Origin of the sequence: Rhodococcus sp. NBC_00294 (genome assembly GCF_036163995.1) — a bacterium.
GTDB lineage: Bacteria > Actinomycetota > Actinomycetes > Mycobacteriales > Mycobacteriaceae > Rhodococcoides.
Genome location: NZ_CP108043.1, coordinates 3342124 through 3362500, shown reverse-complemented (window position 1 = coordinate 3362500; position 20377 = coordinate 3342124). Strand labels below are relative to the sequence as shown.

The 20377-nt window shown below is 67.3% G+C and carries 17 protein-coding genes and 2 rRNA genes (1 of these 19 cut by a window edge); all 19 read left to right on the top strand.

All coding sequences use genetic code 11. The features are described 5' to 3' along the window. Positions 1–2638: ribosomal RNA gene (locus OHB23_RS15705) — 23S ribosomal RNA — on the top strand (it extends 497 nt beyond the left edge of the window). Between the two features lie 157 nt (positions 2639–2795). After that, positions 2796–2912: ribosomal RNA gene (gene rrf / locus OHB23_RS15700) — 5S ribosomal RNA — on the top strand. A 134-nt stretch (positions 2913–3046) separates the two neighbouring features. Further along, complete coding sequence (locus OHB23_RS15695; protein WP_442972989.1) at positions 3047–4066, top strand: hypothetical protein; 1020 nt, start codon at positions 3047–3049, stop codon at positions 4064–4066. Then, a complete protein-coding gene (locus OHB23_RS15690) occupies positions 4063–5067 on the top strand; it encodes an HAD-IIA family hydrolase (RefSeq protein ID WP_328809863.1) in 1005 nt (334 codons plus the stop codon). Before OHB23_RS15695 ends, OHB23_RS15690 begins: the two co-directional genes overlap by 4 nt. A gap of 59 nt (positions 5068–5126) precedes the next feature. Then, the gene (locus tag OHB23_RS15685; RefSeq protein WP_328809862.1) at positions 5127–5381 is read left to right on the top strand and encodes a hypothetical protein; all 255 of its coding nucleotides are present in this window, start codon (positions 5127–5129) and stop codon (positions 5379–5381) included. A gap of 1 nt (position 5382) precedes the next feature. After that, complete coding sequence (locus OHB23_RS15680) at positions 5383–6216, top strand: TlyA family RNA methyltransferase (protein WP_056444390.1); 834 nt, start codon at positions 5383–5385, stop codon at positions 6214–6216. Beyond that, the gene (locus tag OHB23_RS15675; protein WP_027505467.1) at positions 6213–7157 is read left to right on the top strand and encodes an NAD kinase; all 945 of its coding nucleotides are present in this window, start codon (positions 6213–6215) and stop codon (positions 7155–7157) included. The genes OHB23_RS15680 and OHB23_RS15675 overlap by 4 nt, the downstream gene beginning before the upstream one ends. 5 nt (positions 7158–7162) lie before the next feature. Beyond that, on the top strand, positions 7163–8932 hold the full coding sequence (gene recN / locus OHB23_RS15670) for a DNA repair protein RecN (RefSeq protein ID WP_027505466.1): 1770 nt from the start codon (positions 7163–7165) through the stop codon (positions 8930–8932). 94 nt (positions 8933–9026) lie between these two features. Next, a complete protein-coding gene (gene steA, locus OHB23_RS15665) occupies positions 9027–10211 on the top strand; it encodes a putative cytokinetic ring protein SteA (RefSeq protein WP_027505465.1) in 1185 nt (394 codons plus the stop codon). Next, a complete protein-coding gene (locus OHB23_RS15660; RefSeq protein WP_328809861.1) occupies positions 10208–11155 on the top strand; it encodes a copper transporter in 948 nt (315 codons plus the stop codon). The genes steA and OHB23_RS15660 overlap by 4 nt, the downstream gene beginning before the upstream one ends. Positions 11156–11305: 150 nt before the next feature. Then, entirely contained in the window at positions 11306–13042 is a 1737-nt protein-coding gene (locus OHB23_RS15655; protein WP_056444396.1) for a CTP synthase, read from the top strand. After that, on the top strand, positions 13039–13677 hold the full coding sequence (locus OHB23_RS15650; protein WP_328811657.1) for an NUDIX hydrolase: 639 nt from the start codon (positions 13039–13041) through the stop codon (positions 13675–13677). The genes OHB23_RS15655 and OHB23_RS15650 overlap by 4 nt, the downstream gene beginning before the upstream one ends. After that, a complete protein-coding gene (xerD, locus tag OHB23_RS15645) occupies positions 13667–14593 on the top strand; it encodes a site-specific tyrosine recombinase XerD (protein ID WP_328809860.1) in 927 nt (308 codons plus the stop codon). Before OHB23_RS15650 ends, xerD begins: the two co-directional genes overlap by 11 nt. 106 nt (positions 14594–14699) lie before the next feature. Continuing rightward, positions 14700–15599 carry a ParA family protein gene (locus OHB23_RS15640; RefSeq protein ID WP_051613290.1) on the top strand — a complete coding sequence of 300 codons (900 nt, stop codon included), beginning with the start codon at positions 14700–14702 and terminating at the stop codon, positions 15597–15599. Then, positions 15596–16444 (top strand): segregation and condensation protein A, encoded by an 849-nt coding sequence (locus tag OHB23_RS15635; protein WP_222632467.1) that lies wholly within the window; start codon positions 15596–15598, stop codon positions 16442–16444. The genes OHB23_RS15640 and OHB23_RS15635 overlap by 4 nt, the downstream gene beginning before the upstream one ends. Then, positions 16441–17115 (top strand): SMC-Scp complex subunit ScpB, encoded by a 675-nt coding sequence (scpB, locus tag OHB23_RS15630; protein ID WP_051613243.1) that lies wholly within the window; start codon positions 16441–16443, stop codon positions 17113–17115. The genes OHB23_RS15635 and scpB overlap by 4 nt, the downstream gene beginning before the upstream one ends. A 9-nt stretch (positions 17116–17124) precedes the next feature. Further along, complete coding sequence (locus OHB23_RS15625; protein WP_081821205.1) at positions 17125–18162, top strand: pseudouridine synthase; 1038 nt, start codon at positions 17125–17127, stop codon at positions 18160–18162. A 29-nt stretch (positions 18163–18191) separates the two neighbouring features. Further along, positions 18192–18884: a (d)CMP kinase gene (cmk, locus tag OHB23_RS15620; protein ID WP_328811656.1), complete on the top strand. Its 693-nt coding sequence runs from the start codon at positions 18192–18194 to the stop codon at positions 18882–18884. After that, positions 18881–20326, top strand: coding sequence for a ribosome biogenesis GTPase Der (gene der / locus OHB23_RS15615; protein ID WP_056444408.1), 1446 nt, complete (start codon positions 18881–18883; stop codon positions 20324–20326). The genes cmk and der overlap by 4 nt, the downstream gene beginning before the upstream one ends. The last annotated feature ends 51 nt before the right edge of the window (positions 20327–20377 follow it).

Below are 20377 nucleotides of genomic sequence, written 5' to 3'. Positions count from 1 at the left end.
GGACCACCCGATAAGCCTGAATACTCCCTGGTGACCGATAGCGGACTAGTACCGTGAGGGAAAGGTGAAAAGTACCCCGGGAGGGGAGTGAAATAGTACCTGAAACCGTGCGCTTACAATCCGTCAGAGCCTTCGAGTGACTTGTCACTGGGGGTGATGGCGTGCCTTTTGAAGAATGAGCCTGCGAGTTAGTGGTATGTGGCGAGGTTAACCCGTGTGGGGTAGCCGTAGCGAAAGCGAGTCCGAATAGGGCGACACAGTCGCATGCTCTAGACCCGAAGCGGAGTGATCTACCCATGGCCAGGGTGAAGCGACGGTAAGACGTCGTGGAGGCCCGAACCCACTTAGGTTGAAAACTGAGGGGATGAGTTGTGGGTAGGGGTGAAAGGCCAATCAAACTCCGTGATAGCTGGTTCTCCCCGAAATGCATTTAGGTGCAGCGTCGCGTGTTTCATCCTGGAGGTAGAGCTACTGGATGGTCTAGAGGGCCCACAAGCTTATCGAAATCAGCCAAACTCCGAATGCCAGGATGTGAGAGCGCGGCAGTGAGACTGCGGGCGATAAGGTTCGTAGTCGAGAGGGAAACAGCCCAGATCGCCGGCTAAGGCCCCCAAGCGTGTACTAAGTGGAAAAGGATGTGAAGTCGCGAAGACAACCAGGAGGTTGGCTTAGAAGCAGCCACCCTTGAAAGAGTGCGTAATAGCTCACTGGTCAAGTGATTTTGCGCCGACAATGTAGCGGGGCTCAAGTACACCGCCGAAGCCGCGGCACTCACACAACAGCCCCCGGTTCCCTTGCGAGGGTTCCGGCAGGTGTGTGGGTGGGTAGGGGAGCGTCGTGTGGCCAGGGAAGCGCCGGAGTGATCCAGGTGTGGAGGCCACGCGAGTGAGAATGCAGGCATGAGTAGCGAAAGACGAGTGAGAAACTCGTCCGCCGAATGATCAAGGGTTCCTGGGCCAGGTTAATCCGCCCAGGGTGAGTCGGGACCTAAGGCGAGGCCGACAGGCGTAGTCGATGGACAACGGGTTGATATTCCCGTACCCGTGTATCCGCGCCCATGATGAATCAGGAGTACTAACCGTCCAGAGCCGCCAGGAGCACCTTCGGGTGCCGGGTGTGGTGATGCACGGGACCTTTCCTGGTAGTAGTCAAGCGATGGGGTGACGCAGGAAGGTAGCTGAGCCAGTCAGTGGTAACACTGGTGTAAGCCTGTAGGGCGAGACCTAGGCAAATCCGGGTCTCACACAGCCTGAGAGGTGATGCATAGCCGAATGAGGCGAATTCAGTGATCCTATGCTGCCGAGAAAAGCCTCTAGCGAGCTGGTACACGGCCCGTACCCCAAACCGACACAGGTGATCAGGTAGAGAATACCAAGGCGATCGAGATAACTATGGTTAAGGAACTCGGCAAAATGCCCCCGTAACTTCGGGAGAAGGGGGACCCCTGCTGGTGATGGAACTTGCTTCCTGAGCTGGTGTGGGTCGCAGAGACCAGTGAGAAGCGACTGTTTACTAAAAACACAGGTCCGTGCGAAGTCGTAAGACGATGTATACGGACTGACGCCTGCCCGGTGCTGGAAGGTTAAGAGGACCGGTTAGTTCCTTCGGGAGCGAAGCTGAGAATTTAAGCCCCAGTAAACGGCGGTGGTAACTATAACCATCCTAAGGTAGCGAAATTCCTTGTCGGGTAAGTTCCGACCTGCACGAATGGCGTAACGACTTCTCAGCTGTCTCAACCATAGACTCGGCGAAATTGCATTACGAGTAAAGATGCTCGTTACGCGCGGCAGGACGAAAAGACCCCGGGACCTTCACTACAGCTTGGTATTGGTGTTCGGTTCGGTTTGTGTAGGATAGGTGGGAGACTGTGAAGCATGCACGCCAGTGTGTGTGGAGTCGTTGTTGAAATACCACTCTGATCGTATTGGATACCTCAACCTCGGACCATGATCTGGTTCAGGGACAGTGCCTGGTGGGTAGTTTAACTGGGGCGGTTGCCTCCCAAAATGTAACGGAGGCGCCCAAAGGTTCCCTCAGCCTGGTTGGCAATCAGGTGTCGAGTGCAAGTGCACAAGGGAGCTTGACTGTGAGACTGACAAGTCGAGCAGGGACGAAAGTCGGGACTAGTGATCCGGCACCGGCAAGTGGAAGCGGTGTCGCTCAACGGATAAAAGGTACCCCGGGGATAACAGGCTGATCTTCCCCAAGAGTCCATATCGACGGGATGGTTTGGCACCTCGATGTCGGCTCGTCGCATCCTGGGGCTGGAGTAGGTCCCAAGGGTTGGGCTGTTCGCCCATTAAAGCGGCACGCGAGCTGGGTTTAGAACGTCGTGAGACAGTTCGGTCTCTATCCGCCGCGCGCGTCAGAAACTTGAGGAAGGCTGTCCCTAGTACGAGAGGACCGGGACGGACGAACCTCTGGTGTGCCAGTTGTTCCACCAGGAGCACCGCTGGTTAGCTACGTTCGGAAGGGATAACCGCTGAAAGCATCTAAGCGGGAAGCCTGTTCCAAGATGAGGTTTCTCACCCCCTCGAGGGGGTAAGGCCCCCGGCAGACCACCGGGTTGATAGGCCAGAACTGGAAGCCCAGCAATGGGTGCAGGTGACTGGTACTAATAGGCCGAGGACTTACCACAAAGAAGCTACGCGTCCACTGTGCAGTATCTGAGACAACACACGAGTTGGTCAGCAGATAACTGAAACCCGCACCACCGAACCGTCACCGACGACCCCACCACCGGGGCCTGATGTGACGGGGCAGTGTGTGCCTCGTGCTCTGTTGTTTCACAGAGTTTCGGTGGCCATAGCGGAGGGGAAACGCCCGGACCCATTCCGAACCCGGAAGCTAAGCCCTCCAGCGCCGATGGTACTGCACCCGACAGGGTGTGGGAGAGTAGGACACCGCCGAACAACCCGTTCCGAAAGGGGACCCATTCACATGGGTCCCCTTTCGTGTTTCTGCACTCCGATCGTGAGTGCGGCATGATGACACCACCGGTGACGAGCGGGAGAGCTCGGTCGCCGATCGATCGAAAGGAACCACCGTGCCGGAAGAGCCGTCATCGGAAGGTCGTACGTCCGATTCGGACCGCCGGCCGCCCGCGCGCGACAACCGGGCACCTCGCCGCGACAGCGCGGGGGACCGCGGGTCGTTCCGATCATCGGCCCCTCGCTCCGGTGACCGTTCCGGGAGCCAGGACGAACGTCGCCACACCGGCGACCGTGGGCGCTCCGGGGATCGATCGACGTCCGGCGACCGTCGGCAGGGTTCCGGCAGGGGCCAGGCACCCGACCGCACTCGAGGACAGGGTGCAGCTCCCCGTCGTCGCGGCGGTGAAGGGAGCGCGGGTCCGCGCGCGGGCGGTGGGCGAGGACCTGATTCTCGCGCTCCACGTCCGGTCGAGCCCGATCTGCCGGACGACGTCGACGCGAAAGATCTCGAACCCGGGGTCCGTCGAGACCTGTTGAGCCTCGACAAGAGCAACGCGGAAGCTGTTGCACGACACATGGTCATGGTCAGTCAGCTGATCGGAGACGATCCCGCCGCAGCACTGCTGCACGCGCGAGCGGCGCGGCAGCGTGCCGGCCGCATCGCCGTGGTCCGAGAGACGGCCGGCATCGCCGCGTATCACGCAGGAGAGTGGGCGGAGGCTCTGTCCGAGCTCCGCGCCGCCCGCCGTATGGCCGGTGGGCCAGGCCTGCTGTCCGTCATGGCTGATTGTGAGCGGGGCCTCGGTCGGCCGGAGCGCGCCATCGAGCTCGGACGCAGCGACGAGGCTCGCCAGCTGACGGGTGACGATGCGTCCGAACTGCGCATCGTCGTCGCGGGTGCCCGCATGGACATGGGGCAGTACGACCAGGCGGTGGTGACGCTGCAGACTCCGGATCTCGAGGGAGATCGCACGGGGTCGGCTGCAGCGCGGCTGTACTACGCCTACGCCGACGCTCTCGTGGCCGCCGGTCGAGCGGACGACGGGGTGCAGTGGTTCCTCCGTGCCGCCGCCGCCGACGTCGAGGGTGAGACGGACGCCGAGGACCGAGTCGACGAACTGACCGGTCAGTGACCCGTCTGACCGACGCTCACGACGCCCTGCTGCTCGATCTCGACGGGACGCTGTACCGGGGTCCCGATCCGATCGACGGTGCCGTCGACATTCTCCGCGAGTGCTCCTCTCAGCTCTGCTACGTCACCAACAACGCCAGTCGGTCTCCCGCTCAGGTGGCCGAGCACCTACGCGATCTCGGTTTCCGTGCGCCCGACGAGTCGGTGGTGACGAGTTCCCAGGCGGCGGGGCGGCTTCTCGCTGGTCTCCTGCCCGCAGGTGCGTCCGTGCTGGTCGTCGGAACCGAGGCCCTCGAGGCAGAGGTGTCCGCCGCCGGCCTGGTGCCGGTTCGTACAGCGGACCCCACTCCGGCCGCGGTCGTCCAGGGACATTCCCCCGAGACGGGGTGGGCGAACATCGCCGAGGCGACCTACGCGGTCCGTGCCGGCGCACGCTGGGTGGCCACGAATGCCGACACCAGCCTGCCGACGCCTCGCGGTCTCGGGCCGGGAAACGGTGCCATGGTCGCGGCGGTCGCCGCAGCGACGGGGGCCTCCCCGATCGTGGCGGGCAAGCCCGAGGCACCTCTCATGAAGGACGCGCTCGAGCGCAGCGGGTCGACCACGCCGCTGGTGGTGGGTGACCGTCTGGACACGGACATCGCGGGTGCCAACGAGGTGGGTGTGCCGTCACTCCTCGTGCTCACCGGAGTGAGCACCGTGCACGACGTGCTCACTGCCGTGCCACACGAGCGCCCCACGTACCTCGCGTCGTCCCTGTCGGCTCTGCTCGAGGAGCCGGCCGCGTCTCTCGTTCCCTTCGAGCCTTCCGACACCTGGTCGGTGTCGCTGTCCGGTTCCGTGTTGCGAGTCGAGACCACGGGCGACGTCGACGCCGACGGCGACCTCTGGATCGAGGCACTGCGCGAGGTTCTCCCCGCGGTCTGGGCGCTCGGCGGCTTCGACACCGTCGAGGGCGCGTCCGGTGCGGCTGCGGATGTCGTCGCGCGGTGGACCGCCTGACACTGACGGTCACCACCGCCGACCGACGTCGTCGGGGGTATCGGCTAGCGTTGTCCGCGATGAGCACGCCCGTTCCCCGCCCCGGTCAGCACTTGCCGTCGCACTCCGATGTCGAGGGCACGTCCGTCGATCCCGACGCCGTCGTCTCGGCTGTCGACGCGCTGGTCGCCGAGGCGGACGTTGCGGCGTCGGCGCCGTTCGGCGAGGGTACGGACGACCCGCACGGCCTGGTCACGCTGACGCGGCAGGCCCGCATCCTCGACCGCGCGCACGAGCTACTCGTCGACGCGCTCGCGTCCGTGGACAAGAACTGACATGGCTCGTCGCGCTCGGGTGGACGCCGAACTCGTCCGCCGCGGTCTGGCCCGCTCTCGGGATCACGCCTCGGAACTCATCTCGGACGGTCGAGTGCTGATCGCCGGCACCGTGGCCACGAAGCCCGCCACCGCGGTCGAGCCCGGCACGGCGCTACGGGTCACCGAGGTCTCCGACGAGGTGTCGTGGGCCTCTCGAGGTGCACACAAGCTACTGGGCGCGCTCGCCGCCTTCGAGCCACGCGGTGTCACGGTGGAGGGCGCGCGGTGTCTCGACGCGGGTGCGTCCACCGGTGGGTTCACCGACGTGCTGTTGTCCAAGGGTGCACGCGAGGTCGTGGCGGTCGACGTCGGCTACGGACAGTTGGTGTGGCGGCTACGGACCGACGAGCGGGTGCGAGTCCTCGACCGTACGAACGTCCGCGGCATCGATGCCGAGGCCATCGGCGGGCCGGTCGACCTCGTGGTCGCCGACCTGTCCTTCATCTCGTTGGCTCTCGTACTCCCGGCGTTCGCCGCGTGTGCCCGTCCGGGTGCCAGCATCCTCCCGATGGTCAAGCCCCAGTTCGAGGTCGGCAAGGATCGCGTCGGTGCAGGGGGAGTGGTCCGCGATCCCGCCCTGCGCGCAGATGCGGTGCTGGGAGTCGCGCGCGCCGCGGCCGACCTGGGCCTGGTCACGTCCGGTGTGGAGCCGAGCCCACTGCCCGGTCCGTCCGGCAACGTCGAGTACTTCCTGTGGCTCACCGTTCCGGGTCCGGACGACGATCCCAGCACAGCCCAGTCGACGTCCGTCGAGCAACTGGTGTCCGACGCCGTGGAGAAGGGGCCTCAGTGAGCGAGTCGACCGTGCCCGAGCGCACCATCCTGCTCGTCGCGCATCCGGGTCGCCCGGACATCGAGCAGACGGCTCTGCGCGCGGCGAAGGTGTTCCACGATCACGGGATCGCCCTGCGCGTGCTCGTCGACGAGCACGACACGTCGCGGTTGGAGTCGACGTCGGGGATCGACGCGCTCTCCACACCGCAGTCCGACGTCTCCGTCGTGGAGTTCGGTCCGTCGGCGGCGGTGGGCTGCGAGCTCGTCCTGGTCCTCGGCGGCGACGGAACCTTCCTGCGCGCTGCGGAACTCGCGCGGGTGGCGTCCATCCCGGTGCTCGGCGTGAACCTGGGACGCATCGGATTCCTCGCCGAGGCGGAGGCCGACGATCTCGAGGAGACCCTGGCCATCGTGGTGCGCCGCGAGTACCGCATCGAACCGCGGATGACGCTGGACATCACCGTGCACGTCGACGGCGAGATCATCGAACGTGGGTGGGCGCTGAACGAGGCCAGTATCGAGAACGGGTCGCGGCTCGGGGTGCTCGAGGTGGTGCTCGAGGTGGACGACCGTCCGGTGTCCTCGTTCGGGTGCGACGGTGTTCTGCTGTCGACCCCCACCGGGTCCACCGCCTATGCGTTCTCGGCCGGTGGTCCGGTCGTGTGGCCGGAGCTCGAGGCGATCCTCGTCATCCCCAGTAACGCCCACGCGCTGTTCGCGCGGCCGCTGGTGACCAGTCCCGAGTCACACATCGCCATCGAGACCTTCGACGGTGGACACGACGCGGTGGTCTTCTGCGACGGCAGGCGCACCCTGCGCCTGCCCGCCGGTGCTCGCGTCGAGGTGGTGCGAGGATGTGAGCCGATCAAGTGGATCCGGCTCGACTCCGCGCCGTTCGCCGATCGACTCGTACACAAGTTCGCCTTGCCGGTCACCGGCTGGCGGGGGAGGGTGACGTAACCGACGTGTTGTCCGAAATTCGTATCGACGGCCTGGGAGTCATCGCCGAGGCGACGGCGTCGTTCTCGGAGGGTCTGACGGTGCTCACCGGTGAGACCGGTGCCGGCAAGACGATGGTCGTCACCAGCCTGCATCTGCTCTCCGGCGCGCGCGCCGACGCCGGGCGTGTCCGTGTCGGCGCCGACCGCGCGGTGGTCGAGGGTCGTTTCACCACCGACCACGTCACCGACCAGGTCCGCGGCGACGTGGAGCAGTTGCTCGAGTCCACCGGCGGTCGGCGCGACGAGGACGACAGCATCATCGCCCTCCGGACGGTCGGCAGCGACGGCCGATCACGTGCTCATCTCGGCGGCCGCAGTGTGCCCGCAGGCGTCCTGTCGGAGTTCACCGGATCGTTGCTCACGGTGCACGGACAGAACGATCAACTGCGTCTGCAACGCAGCGATCAGCAGTTGGCCGCTCTGGACCGCTTCGCTGCGGACGCCATCGGGCCGCTGCTCGAGACGTACCGCACTCGCCGCTCGCAGTGGGTCGCTGCGGTGACCGAACTGCGGGAGCGGACGGAGAAGGCTCGCGAACTCGCGCGCGAGGCGGACCAGCTCACGTTCGCCCTGAACGAGATCGACGCGGTCGCACCGGCACCGCACGAGGACACCGACATCGCGGCGACCGTCCGGCGGCTCAGCGATCTCGACTCGCTCCGCGATGCGGCGTCCGCCGCGCACACGGCGCTCACCGGTGGCGACGACCCCGGCGACGTGTCCGTCATGGCGCTGTTGGGCGAGGCCCGCGATCGACTCGCCTCGACCGACGACGAGATTCTCTCGGCCGTCGGCCCACGTCTCGCCGAGGCTATCGCGGTGGTGACCGACGTCGGAGCCGAGCTCACCTCGTACCTCGAGGATCTGCCCGCCGATCCGGAGTCACTGGACACGCTGCTCTCGCGTCAAGCGGAGCTCAAGAGTCTGACTCGCAAGTACGCCGCCGACGTGGACGGAGTGCTCGCGTGGGCGGAGGACGCACGAACCCGCCTGACGGGACTGGACGTCTCCGCCGACGCCGTGGCAGCGCTGACCGAGCGCGTCTCCACCACCGGTGCAGCGACCGCCGAGGTCGCACGCAAGCTGTCGGCCGCGCGGGTGAAGGCTGCGGCGAAACTGTCCAAGGCGGTCAGCGCCGAACTCGCCGGCCTGGCGATGGGCAAGGCCAAGCTGGACGTCGAGGTGCGCCCCCGCGCTGCGGGTGCGGACGATCGGTCGGCGCTGTCCGTCGACGGAACCGCGCTGCACGCCGGGTCGACCGGCACCGACGAGATCGAGTTCCGTCTGTCCGCGCACAGCGGTGCGCAGTCGCTGCCGCTCAACAAGAGCGCGTCCGGCGGTGAGCTCTCCCGCGTGATGTTGGCGCTCGAGGTGGTCCTCGCGCGATCGGATGCCGGAGCGACCATGGTCTTCGACGAGGTCGATGCCGGCGTGGGTGGTCGCGCCGCCGTGGAGATCGGCAAGCGGCTGGCACGCCTGGCCAGGACGCATCAGGTCATCGTCGTGACGCACCTCCCGCAGGTCGCGGCGTTCGCCGACACGCACCTGGTGGTGAACAAGACCGACGGAAAACGTGGCGGCCCCAACAGTGGTGTGCGCACTTTGACGGATTCCGAGCGTGTCGTGGAACTCGCGCGCATGCTCGCCGGGCTCGACGACACCGAGACCGGCCGGGCACATGCCGAGGAACTGTTGCGCACCGCGACGGCGGAACGGGAGTCCGCGACCGCCTGAGAGAGATGTGCTGGTGTGACTGATGTGAATGATGTGGTAGTTGTTACGGCGCGCCTCCGCCGATGCTGCCGTGTTGTTGTCCATCATCGTGTGCATGAAGATGCCGGCTCTGCTCTCGCGTAGTCATGACTCACTTCCCGGAGTCACGGGAATCGCTCGGGTCGATCGCTCCACGGCCAAGCTCCTGCGCCGTGTCGGTCCCGGAGACATCGTCGTTCTCGACGAACTCGACCTCGACCGGATCACCGCCGACCTGCTGGTACAGGCCGGCGTGACGGCCGTGGTCAACGCCTCCGCCTCGATCTCGGGGCGCTACCCCAATCTCGGTCCGGAGGTGCTCGTCGCCAACGGCATCGAGCTCATCGACGAGGTGGGCTCCGACGTCTTCAAGAAGGTCAAGGACGGTTCGAAGATCCGCCTGCACGACGGCAACGTATACGCCGGGGAGCGACGTCTCGCCACCGGCACCGAGCAGTCCGAGGCCGACATCTCCGACCGCATGATCGAGGCCAAGTCTGGTCTGATCGATCACCTGGAAGCGTTCTCGGGCAACACGATCGAGTTCATCCGCACCGAGTCGCCGCTGCTGATCGACGGCGTCGGAGTGCCCGAGGTGGACGTCGACATGAACGGTCGTCACGTCGTGGTCGTCGCCGAGGGCACCGACCACGTGGCCGATCTCAAGTCGCTCAAGCCGTTCATCAAGGAGTACTCGCCGATCCTCATCGGTGTCGGCGCCGGCGCCGACACGCTGTCGGAGGCGGGATACCGCCCCGACCTGATCGTCGGCGACCCGGACGACGTGAGCAGCCGCACGCTGAAGTCCGGCGCCGAGGTGGTGCTCCCCGCCGATTCCGACGGCCACGCCAAAGGCCTCGAGCGCATCCAGGACCTGGGCATCGGAGCCATGACGTTCCCGGCCACGGGCACCCCGGCGGACCTCGCGCTCCTGCTCGCCGACCACCACGGCGCGTCACTCATCGTCACGGTCGGATGTGCCGCGTCGCTCGACGAGTTCTTCGACGCCAGCAAGCGCGCGGACACACCGTCGACGTTCATGACCCGACTCAAGGTCGGTCCGAAACTGGTGGACGCCAAGGCCATGGCGACGTTGTACCGCAGCCGGGTCTCCGGTGGCGCGGTGGCGCTGCTCGTCCTCGCAGCCCTCATCGCCGTCATCGCGGCGCTCGTCGTGACCAACGGCAGCGGTGCGACTCTGGACTGGGCGATCGAGACCTGGAACAGCTTCGCCCTGTGGGTGCAGGGGCTGCTTCAGTGATTTCGCTTCGTCAGCACACCATCTCGTTGATCGCGGTGTTCCTGGCGCTCGCGGTCGGAGTCGTCCTCGGCTCCGGCCTGCTGTCCGGTCGAGTGCTGTCCGGACTGCGCGACGACCGGGACGATCTGCAGACCGAGGTGAACGACCTGCAGTCGGCGAACAACGCACTCGGTGAGCAACTCAACGCCGCCGACGGTTTCGACGCGGCCGTCGCGACCCGGGTGGTCGCGGGAGCGCTGGCCGACCGCACCGTCGTGCTGGTCACCACGCCCGACGCAGACCCCGCCGACGTGGAGGGTGTGCAGCGCACCATCGCCGACGCGGGCGGGTCGGTGACCGGACGAGTGGGGCTCACCGAGGCGTTCGTGTCCGCCGCCAGCGGCGACGATCTCCGCACGCGCCTCACCAACGTGGTTCCCGCAGGCGCGCAACTGCGTACGGGATCGGTGGATCAGGGCAGCCTCGCCGGCGATCTGCTCGGTACGGTGCTGTTGCTGAACGCACAGACCGCCGAACCGCAGAGCACGCCGGAGGAACTGGGCCTGGCCCTCGACACCCTGCGCGGCGGCGGCTTCATCACGTACGACGACGGTGCCGTGGCACCGGCACAGCTCGCGGTGGTGGTCTCCGGACAGGCCGCCGACTCGGGTGAGGACGGCAACCGCGGCGCGATCGTGGCTCGCTTCGCCGGCGCTCTGGACGGACGCGGAGCCGGAACCGTGCTCGCGGGCCGTGCCGGTTCGGCCGAGGGCAGCGGTCCCATCGCGGTGGTGCGGTCGGATTCCGCCCTCGCAGCCGGGACCAGCACCGTCGACGGCGTCGATCGCACGTCGGGGCGCATCACCGTCGCCTTGGCACTCGGTGAGCAGCTCGCCGGTGGTACGGGTCGGTACGGAACGGGTCCTGCCGCGACGGCCGTGACGGTCGGGGCGACCCCGAGCTAGGTACTCCAGCCGTCGTCGCCCGCGTGGTGTCGACCGAACTCGCGTGAAGGTGTTACCGTGAAGTCCCGTGGGTCGGCCAGGTTCCGAACCACTCGATGTTGAGCGATTCGCTCGCTGTCACCATCGGGTCGCACCGTCACGGGAGTCTCTTTGCAGTCACGCATTCACACGCGGGCCGACATCAAGCACATCTTCGTCAGCGGCGGCGTCGCGTCGTCGCTCGGCAAGGGGCTCACGGCCTCGAGCCTCGGTCAGCTTCTCACCTCACGTGGCCTTCGCGTCACGATGCAGAAGCTCGATCCCTACCTCAACGTCGATCCCGGAACGATGAACCCGTTCCAGCACGGCGAGGTCTTCGTCACCGAGGACGGCGCGGAGACCGACCTCGACGTCGGCCACTACGAGCGGTTCCTCGATCGGGATCTCTCCGGATACGCCAACGTGACCACCGGCCAGGTGTACTCCACGGTGATCGCCAAGGAGCGTCGCGGCGAGTACCTCGGCGACACCGTCCAGGTCATCCCGCACATCACCGACGAGATCAAGGCCCGCATCCTCGCGATGCGCGGACCGGATCTGCAGGGCCAGGAGCCCGACGTCGTCATCACCGAGATCGGTGGCACCGTCGGCGACATCGAGTCGCAGCCCTTCCTCGAAGCGGCGCGTCAGGTCCGCCACGACGTGGGCCGGGAGAACGTCTTCTTCCTTCACGTCTCGCTCGTTCCGTTCCTCGCGCCCTCGGGTGAGCTCAAGACCAAGCCGACGCAGCACTCGGTGGCGGCGTTGCGCAGCATCGGTATTCAGCCCGACGCGCTGATCCTGCGATCCGACCGCGACGTGCCGCAGGCCCTCAAGGCGAAGATCGCGCTCATGTGCGACGTGGACGTCGACGGGTGCATCTCCACCCCCGACGCGCCCTCCATCTACGACATCCCGCGCGTGCTGCACGGCGAGGGTCTCGACGCGTATGTCGTGCGGCAGCTCGGACTGCCGTTCCGGGACGTCGACTGGACCGTGTGGGGAACCCTCCTCGAGCGAGTGCACCAGCCTCGCGAGACGGTGCGCGTCGCCCTGGTCGGCAAGTACGTCGATCTGCCCGACGCCTACCTGTCGGTGACCGAGGCGCTGCGGGCCGGCGGTTTCGCCAACCGCGCGAAGGTCGAACTCGTGTGGGTGCAGTCCGACGACTGCGACACCGCGGCCGGCGCCAAGCTGGCGCTCGCCGACATCGACGCCGTGGTGATTCCCGGCGGCTTCGGCATCCGCGGTATCGAGGGCAAGCTCGGCGCGATCACCCACGCCCGGACGCACAAGATCCCGACGCTCGGGCTCTGCCTGGGTCTGCAGTGCATGGTCATCGAGGCGGCGCGGTCCGTCGGTCTCACCGATGCGAACTCGGCCGAGTTCGAGCCCGAGACGACACAGCCGGTCATCTCGACGATGGCGGACCAGGAGCAGGCGGTCGCCGGCGAGGCGGACCTGGGCGGCACGATGCGCCTCGGGGCCTACCCCGCCACGCTCACCAAGGGGTCGGTGGTGTCGCAGGCCTACGGCAGCGAGTCCGTCTCCGAGCGTCACCGCCATCGCTACGAGGTCAACAACAGCTACCGCGACCGCATCGCGGAGAGTGGACTGCAGTTCAGCGGCACGTCCCCGGACGGCCACCTGGTCGAGTTCGTCGAACTGCCGCGGAGCGCGCATCCGTTCTTCGTCGGCACGCAGGCGCATCCCGAACTCAAGAGCCGGCCGACGCGGCCGCACCCGCTCTTCGCGTCGCTGATCTCCGCTGCGCTCTCGTACAAGTCCGAGGAGCGGCTGCCCGTCGACGTCCACGGTGACGAGTCCGTCACGGCGCAGCCGGCCGAACCCGCCGCGACGAAGGCCTGACCATGGCCGATCGTCACGAGTTCGAGATCCTCGAATCGTCCGTCGAGTACCAGGGTGCGATTCTCGCGCTCCGGCTCGACCAGGTGACGATGCCCGGCGGTCGTAGGGCCGAACGTGAGGTCGTCGAGCATCACGGTGCGGTCGCCGTGGTCGCGCTGGACGACGACGAGCGCATCGTGCTGATCAGCCAGTACCGGCACCCTCTGGGGCGTCGCCTGCTCGAGCTTCCCGCGGGTTTGTTGGACGAGCCGGGGGAGGATCCCGTCGAGGCCGCGAAGCGTGAGCTGACCGAGGAGACGGGGCTCGCCGCGGCGTCCCTGTCTTTGCTGGTCGACGTGGCGGCGTCACCCGGGTTCACGGACGAGACCGTGCGGATCTACCTGGCCGACGAGGTGACCGAGGTCGATCGACCGGAGGCTCACGACGAGGAAGCCGACATCGAGCTCGTCCGCGTCCCGGTGGACGAGGCGGTGTCGCGCGTGTTCAGCGGCGAGATCGTGAACGCGTCGGCGGTGGCGGGAATCCTGGCGCTGGCGGCGGTGCGGTCACGCTCGGTTCCGTTGCGGCCGAGCGATGCACCCTGGCGTGATCGACCCACCGAGTTCGAGAAGCGCAAGGGCGCGCATGGCAGCTGACTCGCCGGGCGAGGTGATCGCGACCTATCTCGATCACCTCGCCGTCGAGCGCGGGTCAGCTCGCAACACCATCACCTCGTACCGCCGCGACCTCTCGCGCTACGCCAGCCATCTGGGTGAACTCGACCGGAACAGTCTCCGCGACGTCACCGAGGTGGACGTCGCGGAGTTCGTGACGGCCCTCCGGTCCGGCAACGAGCTGTTCCCGCCGCTCGCGGCGAGCAGCGCCGCGCGCACGGTCATCGCGGTTCGCGGAGTCCACCGCTTCGCGCTGGCCGAGGGCATCGTCGACGTCGACGTCGCTGCCGGGGTCAAACCGCCGGCGCCGGGCCGCCGGCTCCCGAAGTCGCTCTCCGTCGAGCAGGTGTTCGCGCTCCTCGATGCCGTCGCCGGGGAGGCCGCGGACACCCCGTGCGGTCTTCGCGACCGGGCGCTGCTCGAGCTCCTCTACTCCACCGGTGCGCGCATCTCCGAGGCCGTGGGTCTCGACGTCGACGACATCGACTCCGACTCGCGGTCCGTGGTCCTGCACGGCAAGGGTGGCAAGGAGCGCATCGTGCCCATCGGCCGTCCCGCACTCGACGCCGTCGACGCGTACCTCGTCCGTGGTCGACCCGCACTGGTGTCGCAGGGCACGCCCGCGCTGCTGCTGAACGTGCGGGGCGGGCGGTTGTCACGCCAGAGCGCCTGGCAGGTCCTGCAGACCGCGGCGGAGCGCGCCGGGATCGGAGCCAGCGTCTCCCCGCACACGTTGCGGCACTCCTTCGCGACCCACCTTCTCGACGGCGGCGCGGACGTACGTGTGGTGCAGGAACTTCTGGGTCACGCTTCGGTGACCACCACGCAGATCTACACACTGGTCACCGTCACGACGTTGCGCGAAGTGTGGGCCGAGGCGCATCCGCGCGCACGGTAGCGTGTCCGCACGAAGCTGCACCCGACACGCGGTAGCGTTCAGGGGAACTGCAGCACGAGGTGAGGATGGAGGTCCGGTGGTGTCAGCGGCGCACGACGACGGAGCACTGTTCCGCACTCGTCAGCCCGAACCGGAACATCCGACCCTGGCCCACCCGTCGGGCATGGGTCCGACGGGGCGCCCGTATCGCGACATCCCGGATCCGCAGCCGCTGTCCTCGCACGGACCGGCGACGGTCATCGCGATGTGCAACCAGAAGGGCGGCGTCGGCAAGACCACGTCGACCATCAATCTGGGTGCGTCGCTGGCCGAGTACGGACGCCGAGTCCTGCTGGTCGACCTCGATCCGCAGGGCGCGCTCTCCGCAGGTCTCGGTGTGCCACACCACGAGTTGGACCTCACGGTGCACAACCTGCTGGTGGAGCCGCGGGTAGCGATCGACGACGTCCTCATGCGTACGCGGGTGGACGGGATGGACCTGCTCCCCAGCAACATCGACCTCTCCGCGGCCGAGATCCAACTGGTCACCGAGGTCGGCCGCGAGCAGACGCTGGGACGCGTGCTGCACCCGATTCTCGATCGCTACGACTACGTCCTCATCGACTGCCAGCCGTCGCTCGGCCTGTTGACGGTCAATGCCCTCGCGTGCGCCGATTCCGTGCTCATCCCGATGGAGTGCGAGTACTTCAGTCTGCGCGGACTCGCGTTGCTCAACGACACCGTCGACAAGGTGCGCGATCGTCTCAATCCGCGGCTGAAGCTCGAGGGCATCGTGGTCACGATGTTCGACGCCCGCACGCTGCACTCGCGAGAGGTCATGAATCGCGTGGTCGAGGTGTTCGGCGACGTCGTCTTCGACACCGTCATCACGCGCACCGTGCGTTTCCCGGAGACGAGCGTCGCCGGCGAGCCGATCACCACGTGGGCGCCGAAGTCCGCGGGTGCCGACGCGTACCGGTCGTTGGCCCGCGAGGTCATCCACCGGGACACCGCACCCCAGTCTTGACCGACGGGACGGTCGTGACGGACACGACGGTCGGGGACGCGCCGACGCCCACCGGATTCCAGGTGCGGCTCACCAACTTCGAAGGCCCGTTCGACCTGTTGCTGACCCTGATCGGGCAGCACCGACTCGACGTCACCGAGGTCGCACTGCACACCGTCACCGACGACTTCATCGCGTACACCCGCGCGATGGGCGCGGAGATGGGTCTCGACCAGACCACCGAGTTCCTGGTGGTCGCGGCGACCCTGCTGGACCTCAAGGCCGCCCGCCTCCTGCCGTCGGGCGAGGTGGACGACGCCGAGGACCTGGCGTTGCTCGAGGTGCGGGACCTGCTGTTCGCCCGGCTGCTGCAGTATCGGGCCTACAAACAGGTGGCGCAGTTGTTCGGCGAACTGGAGAACGCCGCGCTGCGGCGCTATCCGCGATCGGTCTCGCTCGAGGACTCGTTCGCGTCGCTGCTGCCGGAGGTGTTGCTCGGTGTGGATCCGCGCCGCTTCGCCGAGATCGCCGCGGCGGCGTTCACCCCGCGCGAGGTGCCGACGGTCGGTCTCGGCCATCTCCACGCGTCCGCGGTGTCGGTCCCGGAACACGCGCGGGCGATCCTGGCGATGCTGCGCGACCGCGGAGTGGGTGAGTGGGCGACGTTTGCCGACCTGGTCCGCGACTGCGAGGTCACCGTCGAGGTGGTCGCACGGTTCCTCGCGCTGCTCGAGCTGTATCGCGAGAAGGTCGTCGCGTTCGACCAACCCGAGGCGCTGGGCGATCTCGCGGTCACCTGGACCGGCGACGACGACGCTGCCGACATCGACCGGATGGACGTCTCGAGGATGGAGGACTACGGATGACAGCGAGCGAGGACGCTCCCGACGCCCTGTCGGACGCCGAGGTGCGCGCGGCGCTCGAGTCGGTGCTGCTCGTCGTCGACACCCCGGCATCCGTCCCGCAGCTCGCCTCCGCCCTGGACTGTGACGAAACGCGCATCCGGCAGGCGCTGACCGCCATGGCCGCCGACCTCACCGCCCGCGGCAGTGGCATCGACCTGCGGTTCGCCGGCGACGGGTGGCGTTTCTACACCCGCACCGAGTACGCGCCCTATGTCGAACGGCTCCTCCTCGACGGTGCGCGGTCCAAGCTCACCCGAGCGGCACTGGAAACCCTCGCTGTGATCGCCTATCGTCAACCGGTTACCCGCGCACGAGTCAGTGCTGTGCGCGGAGTGAACGTGGACGGCGTGATGCGCACTCTCCTCGCGAGAGGTCTCATCGCCGAGGCGGGTCCCGACCCGGACTCTGCGGCGACGCAGTACGTCACCACGGAAATGTTCCTCGAACGGTTGGGGTTGGCGTCACTGTCCGACCTCCCCGAACTTGCTCCGCTGCTTCCGGGCGTGGACATGATCGACGACATCAGCGACAGCATGGACTCCGATCCGCGGGTCCTGCGTGCCGAGCGTCGACGAGAGAACACCGAGTCGAACTCGACCACCGAGTTCGGCACCGACACCACAGACGAATAGGTAAGAAACGTGAACGACTCCGCTCGCCGTGATGGCACACCGGACCGGGACGGCGCATCCGACGCCTCCACTCCCGAACGACAGAAGAAGCGCCCCAACAAGAAGGTCGCCGCTGCTGCGTACAGCAAGCGCACCGAGAGCCGTAAGCCCGGCGGCAAGTCCGGGTACCCCCGGGTGGCTCCCAAGAACAGCGGCTCCAAGCCCGGCAAGTCGCCGAAGCCGGAGCGCAAGACGACGGCTGCTCCGACCATCAGCAACGCCAAGCCCGCCCGCCATCAGCACACCGACGGCCCGCGGCCGCACGTGGCTCCGGAGGACGGTGTGCGCTTGCAGAAGGTGCTCGCCCAGGCAGGTGTCGCCTCGCGTCGCGCCGCCGAGCAGCTCATCGACGAGGGACGCGTCGAGGTCGACGGCCGCATCGTCACCGAGCAGGGTGTCCGCGTCGACCCCGAGGTCGCGGTCGTGCGGGTGGACGGCACCCGTGTCGTCATCAAGGCCGATCTGGTCCACATCGCGCTGAACAAGCCGCGCGGATGGCAGTCCACGATGTCGGACGACCTCGGTCGGCCCTGCATCGGCGACATCGTCTCGGAGCGGGTCCAGGCAGGACAGCGGCTCTTCCACGTCGGCCGACTCGATGCCGACACCGAAGGCTTGATCCTGCTCACCAACGACGGCGATCTGGCCCACCGGCTGATGCATCCCTCCTTCGAGGTGTCCAAGACGTACCTCGCCACGGTGCAGGGTGTCCTGGACCGCGACGCGGGCAAGAAGCTGCGTTCCGGAGTCGAACTCGACGACGGACCGGCGAAGGTGGACTCCTACGCGGTGCTCGACGTGAACGAGGGCAAGACGCTCGTGAAGGTCGTGCTGCACGAGGGTCGCAAGCACATCGTGCGCCGACTGTTCGACTCGGTCGGGTTCCCGGTGAAACGCCTGGTGCGCACCGACATCGGGGCCGTCGCTCTCGGCGACCAGCGCCCCGGCACGCTGCGGGTGCTCGGTCGCGGCGAGGTCGGCAGTCTGTACGGGGCGGTCGGCCTGTGACCGCGTCGGAGGATCGACTGATCGTCGCGATGGACGGCCCGTCCGGTACCGGCAAGTCGTCCGTCTCGCGCCTGTTGGCGACCCGGCTCGGTGCGTCCTACCTCGACACCGGTGCGATGTACCGCGCGGCGACGGCATGGGTGCTGACGAACGACGTCGATCCCGGAGACGCCGACGCCGTCGCTGCGCTCACCGAGTCCATCGACCTCTCCATCGGCACCGATCCCAGGGGCGAGCGGGTCGAGGTGTCGGGCGAGGACGTCACCGGTCCGATTCGCGGGTCCGCCGTGACGGCGGCCGTCTCCGCGGTGTCCGCCGTGCCCGCAGTGCGTGAGAAACTCGTTGCGCTGCAACGAGAGATCGCGGACACTGCCGGTCGGATCGTCGTGGAGGGTCGCGACGTCGGCACCGTCGTCCTCACCGACGCTCACATCAAGATCTATCTGACCGCGTCCGCGGAGACGCGCGCCACGCGTCGTAACGACCAGAACATCGCCGAGGGCCGCGGGGACGACTACGACGCCGTGCTCGCCGACGTCCAGCGTCGGGATTACGCGGACTCCACACGTGCCACGTCCCCGCTGCGACCCGCAGACGACGCGGTCACCGTGGACACCAGCGACCTCGACAAGGACGCGGTGATCGACGAATTGATGCGTCTGGTCACCGAGCGTCTGGACATCGGGCGTCCGACTCATGCCCCGGAAGGAGCACGCTCATGAGCGACAACACATTCGACACGCTCGACGCGACCGAGGTCTACGCCTCGGACGGCATCTGGTCCGAGGAGTCGGACTGGGAGGACATCGACTTCGAGGGTGACGGCGAGGCCGAGGCCGAGGTCGCCGTTCCCACGCTCGCCGTCGTCGGTCGGCCCAACGTGGGCAAGTCCACGCTCGTCAACCGCATCATCGGCCGCCGCGAGGCCGTGGTGGAGGACGTTCCCGGCGTCACCCGCGACCGTGTCTCGTACGAGGCCAACTGGTCCGGACGCCGATTCATGGTGCAGGACACCGGTGGCTGGGAGCCCGACGCCAAGGGGATGCAGCAGTCGATCGCCCGGCAGGCCGAGATGGCGATGCAGACGGCGGACGCCATCCTGCTCGTCGTCGACGCCGTCGTCGGTGCGACGGCGACGGACGAGGCCGTGGCACGGGTCCTGCGTCGGTCGAAGACGCCGGTCATCCTGGTGGCCAACAAGGTCGACGACGAGCGCACGGAATCCGAAGCGGCACTGCTGTGGTCGCTGGGTCTCGGTGAGCCCCGTCCGGTCAGTGCGACGCACGGCCGCGGTACGGGCGATCTGCTCGACGACGTCCTGGCCGTCCTGCCCGAGACGCCCCGCGAGGGAACCGGTGTCGCCGGCCCTCGTCGTGTCGCCCTGGTCGGCAAGCCGAACGTGGGCAAGTCCAGCCTGCTGAACAAGCTCACCGGTGACGAGCGATCTGTCGTGCACGACGTCGCCGGCACCACCGTCGACCCGGTGGACTCACTGGTGGAACTGGGCGGCAAGGTGTGGCGTTTCGTCGACACCGCGGGGTTGCGCAAGCGCGTCAGTCACGCCAGCGGCGCCGAGTTCTACGCCTCGCTCCGCACCAAGGGCGCCATCGACGCGGCCGAGGTCGCGATCCTGCTGCTCGACGCGTCCGAGGTCATCTCCGAGCAGGACCTGCGGGTGCTCTCGATGGTCGCCGACGCCGGCCGCGCACTGGTCATCGCGTTCAACAAGTGGGACCTCGTCGACGACGACCGTCGTGGCCAGCTCGAGAAGGAGATCGACCGGGACCTGATGCGCGTGCCGTGGGCGCAGCGCGTCAACGTCTCGGCCAAGACCGGTCGTGCGGTGCAGAAGCTGGTGCCCGCTCTGGAGACGTCGCTCGCGTCGTGGGACAAGCGCATCTCGACCGGTCAGCTGAACTCCTGGCTCAAGGAGGTCGTGGCCGCGACGCCGCCGCCGATGCGTGGTGGTCGACTGCCCCGCGTCATGTTCGCCACGCAGGCGAGCACGCGCCCGCCGACGTTCGTGCTGTTCACCACCGGTTTCCTCGAGGCCGGGTACCGCCGGTTCCTCGAGCGCCGACTGCGTGAGGAGTTCAACTTCGACGGCAGTCCGGTGCGGATCTCGGTGCGTATCCGGGAGAAGCGGGACCGCAAGAAGAAGTAGGCGACTGCCCCGGTGGTGCTGCTGAGGCGATTGGCGTCCAGCGTCGCCACT

Bases quoted from the DNA above. Each gene is read 5' to 3' on its own strand.
- cmk (WP_328811656.1), top strand. From the start codon at position 18,192: ATGGACGGCCCGTCCGGTACCGGCAAGTCGTCCGTCTCGCGCCTGTTG.
- xerD (WP_328809860.1), top strand. From the start codon at position 13,667: ATGGCAGCTGACTCGCCGGGCGAGGTGATCGCGACCTATCTCGATCAC.
- OHB23_RS15680 (WP_056444390.1), top strand. From the start codon at position 5,383: ATGGCTCGTCGCGCTCGGGTGGACGCCGAACTCGTCCGCCGCGGTCTG.
- steA (WP_027505465.1), top strand. From the start codon at position 9,027: ATGAAGATGCCGGCTCTGCTCTCGCGTAGTCATGACTCACTTCCCGGA.
- der (WP_056444408.1), top strand. From the start codon at position 18,881: ATGAGCGACAACACATTCGACACGCTCGACGCGACCGAGGTCTACGCC.
- scpB (WP_051613243.1), top strand. From the start codon at position 16,441: ATGACAGCGAGCGAGGACGCTCCCGACGCCCTGTCGGACGCCGAGGTG.
- OHB23_RS15685 (WP_328809862.1), top strand. From the start codon at position 5,127: ATGAGCACGCCCGTTCCCCGCCCCGGTCAGCACTTGCCGTCGCACTCC.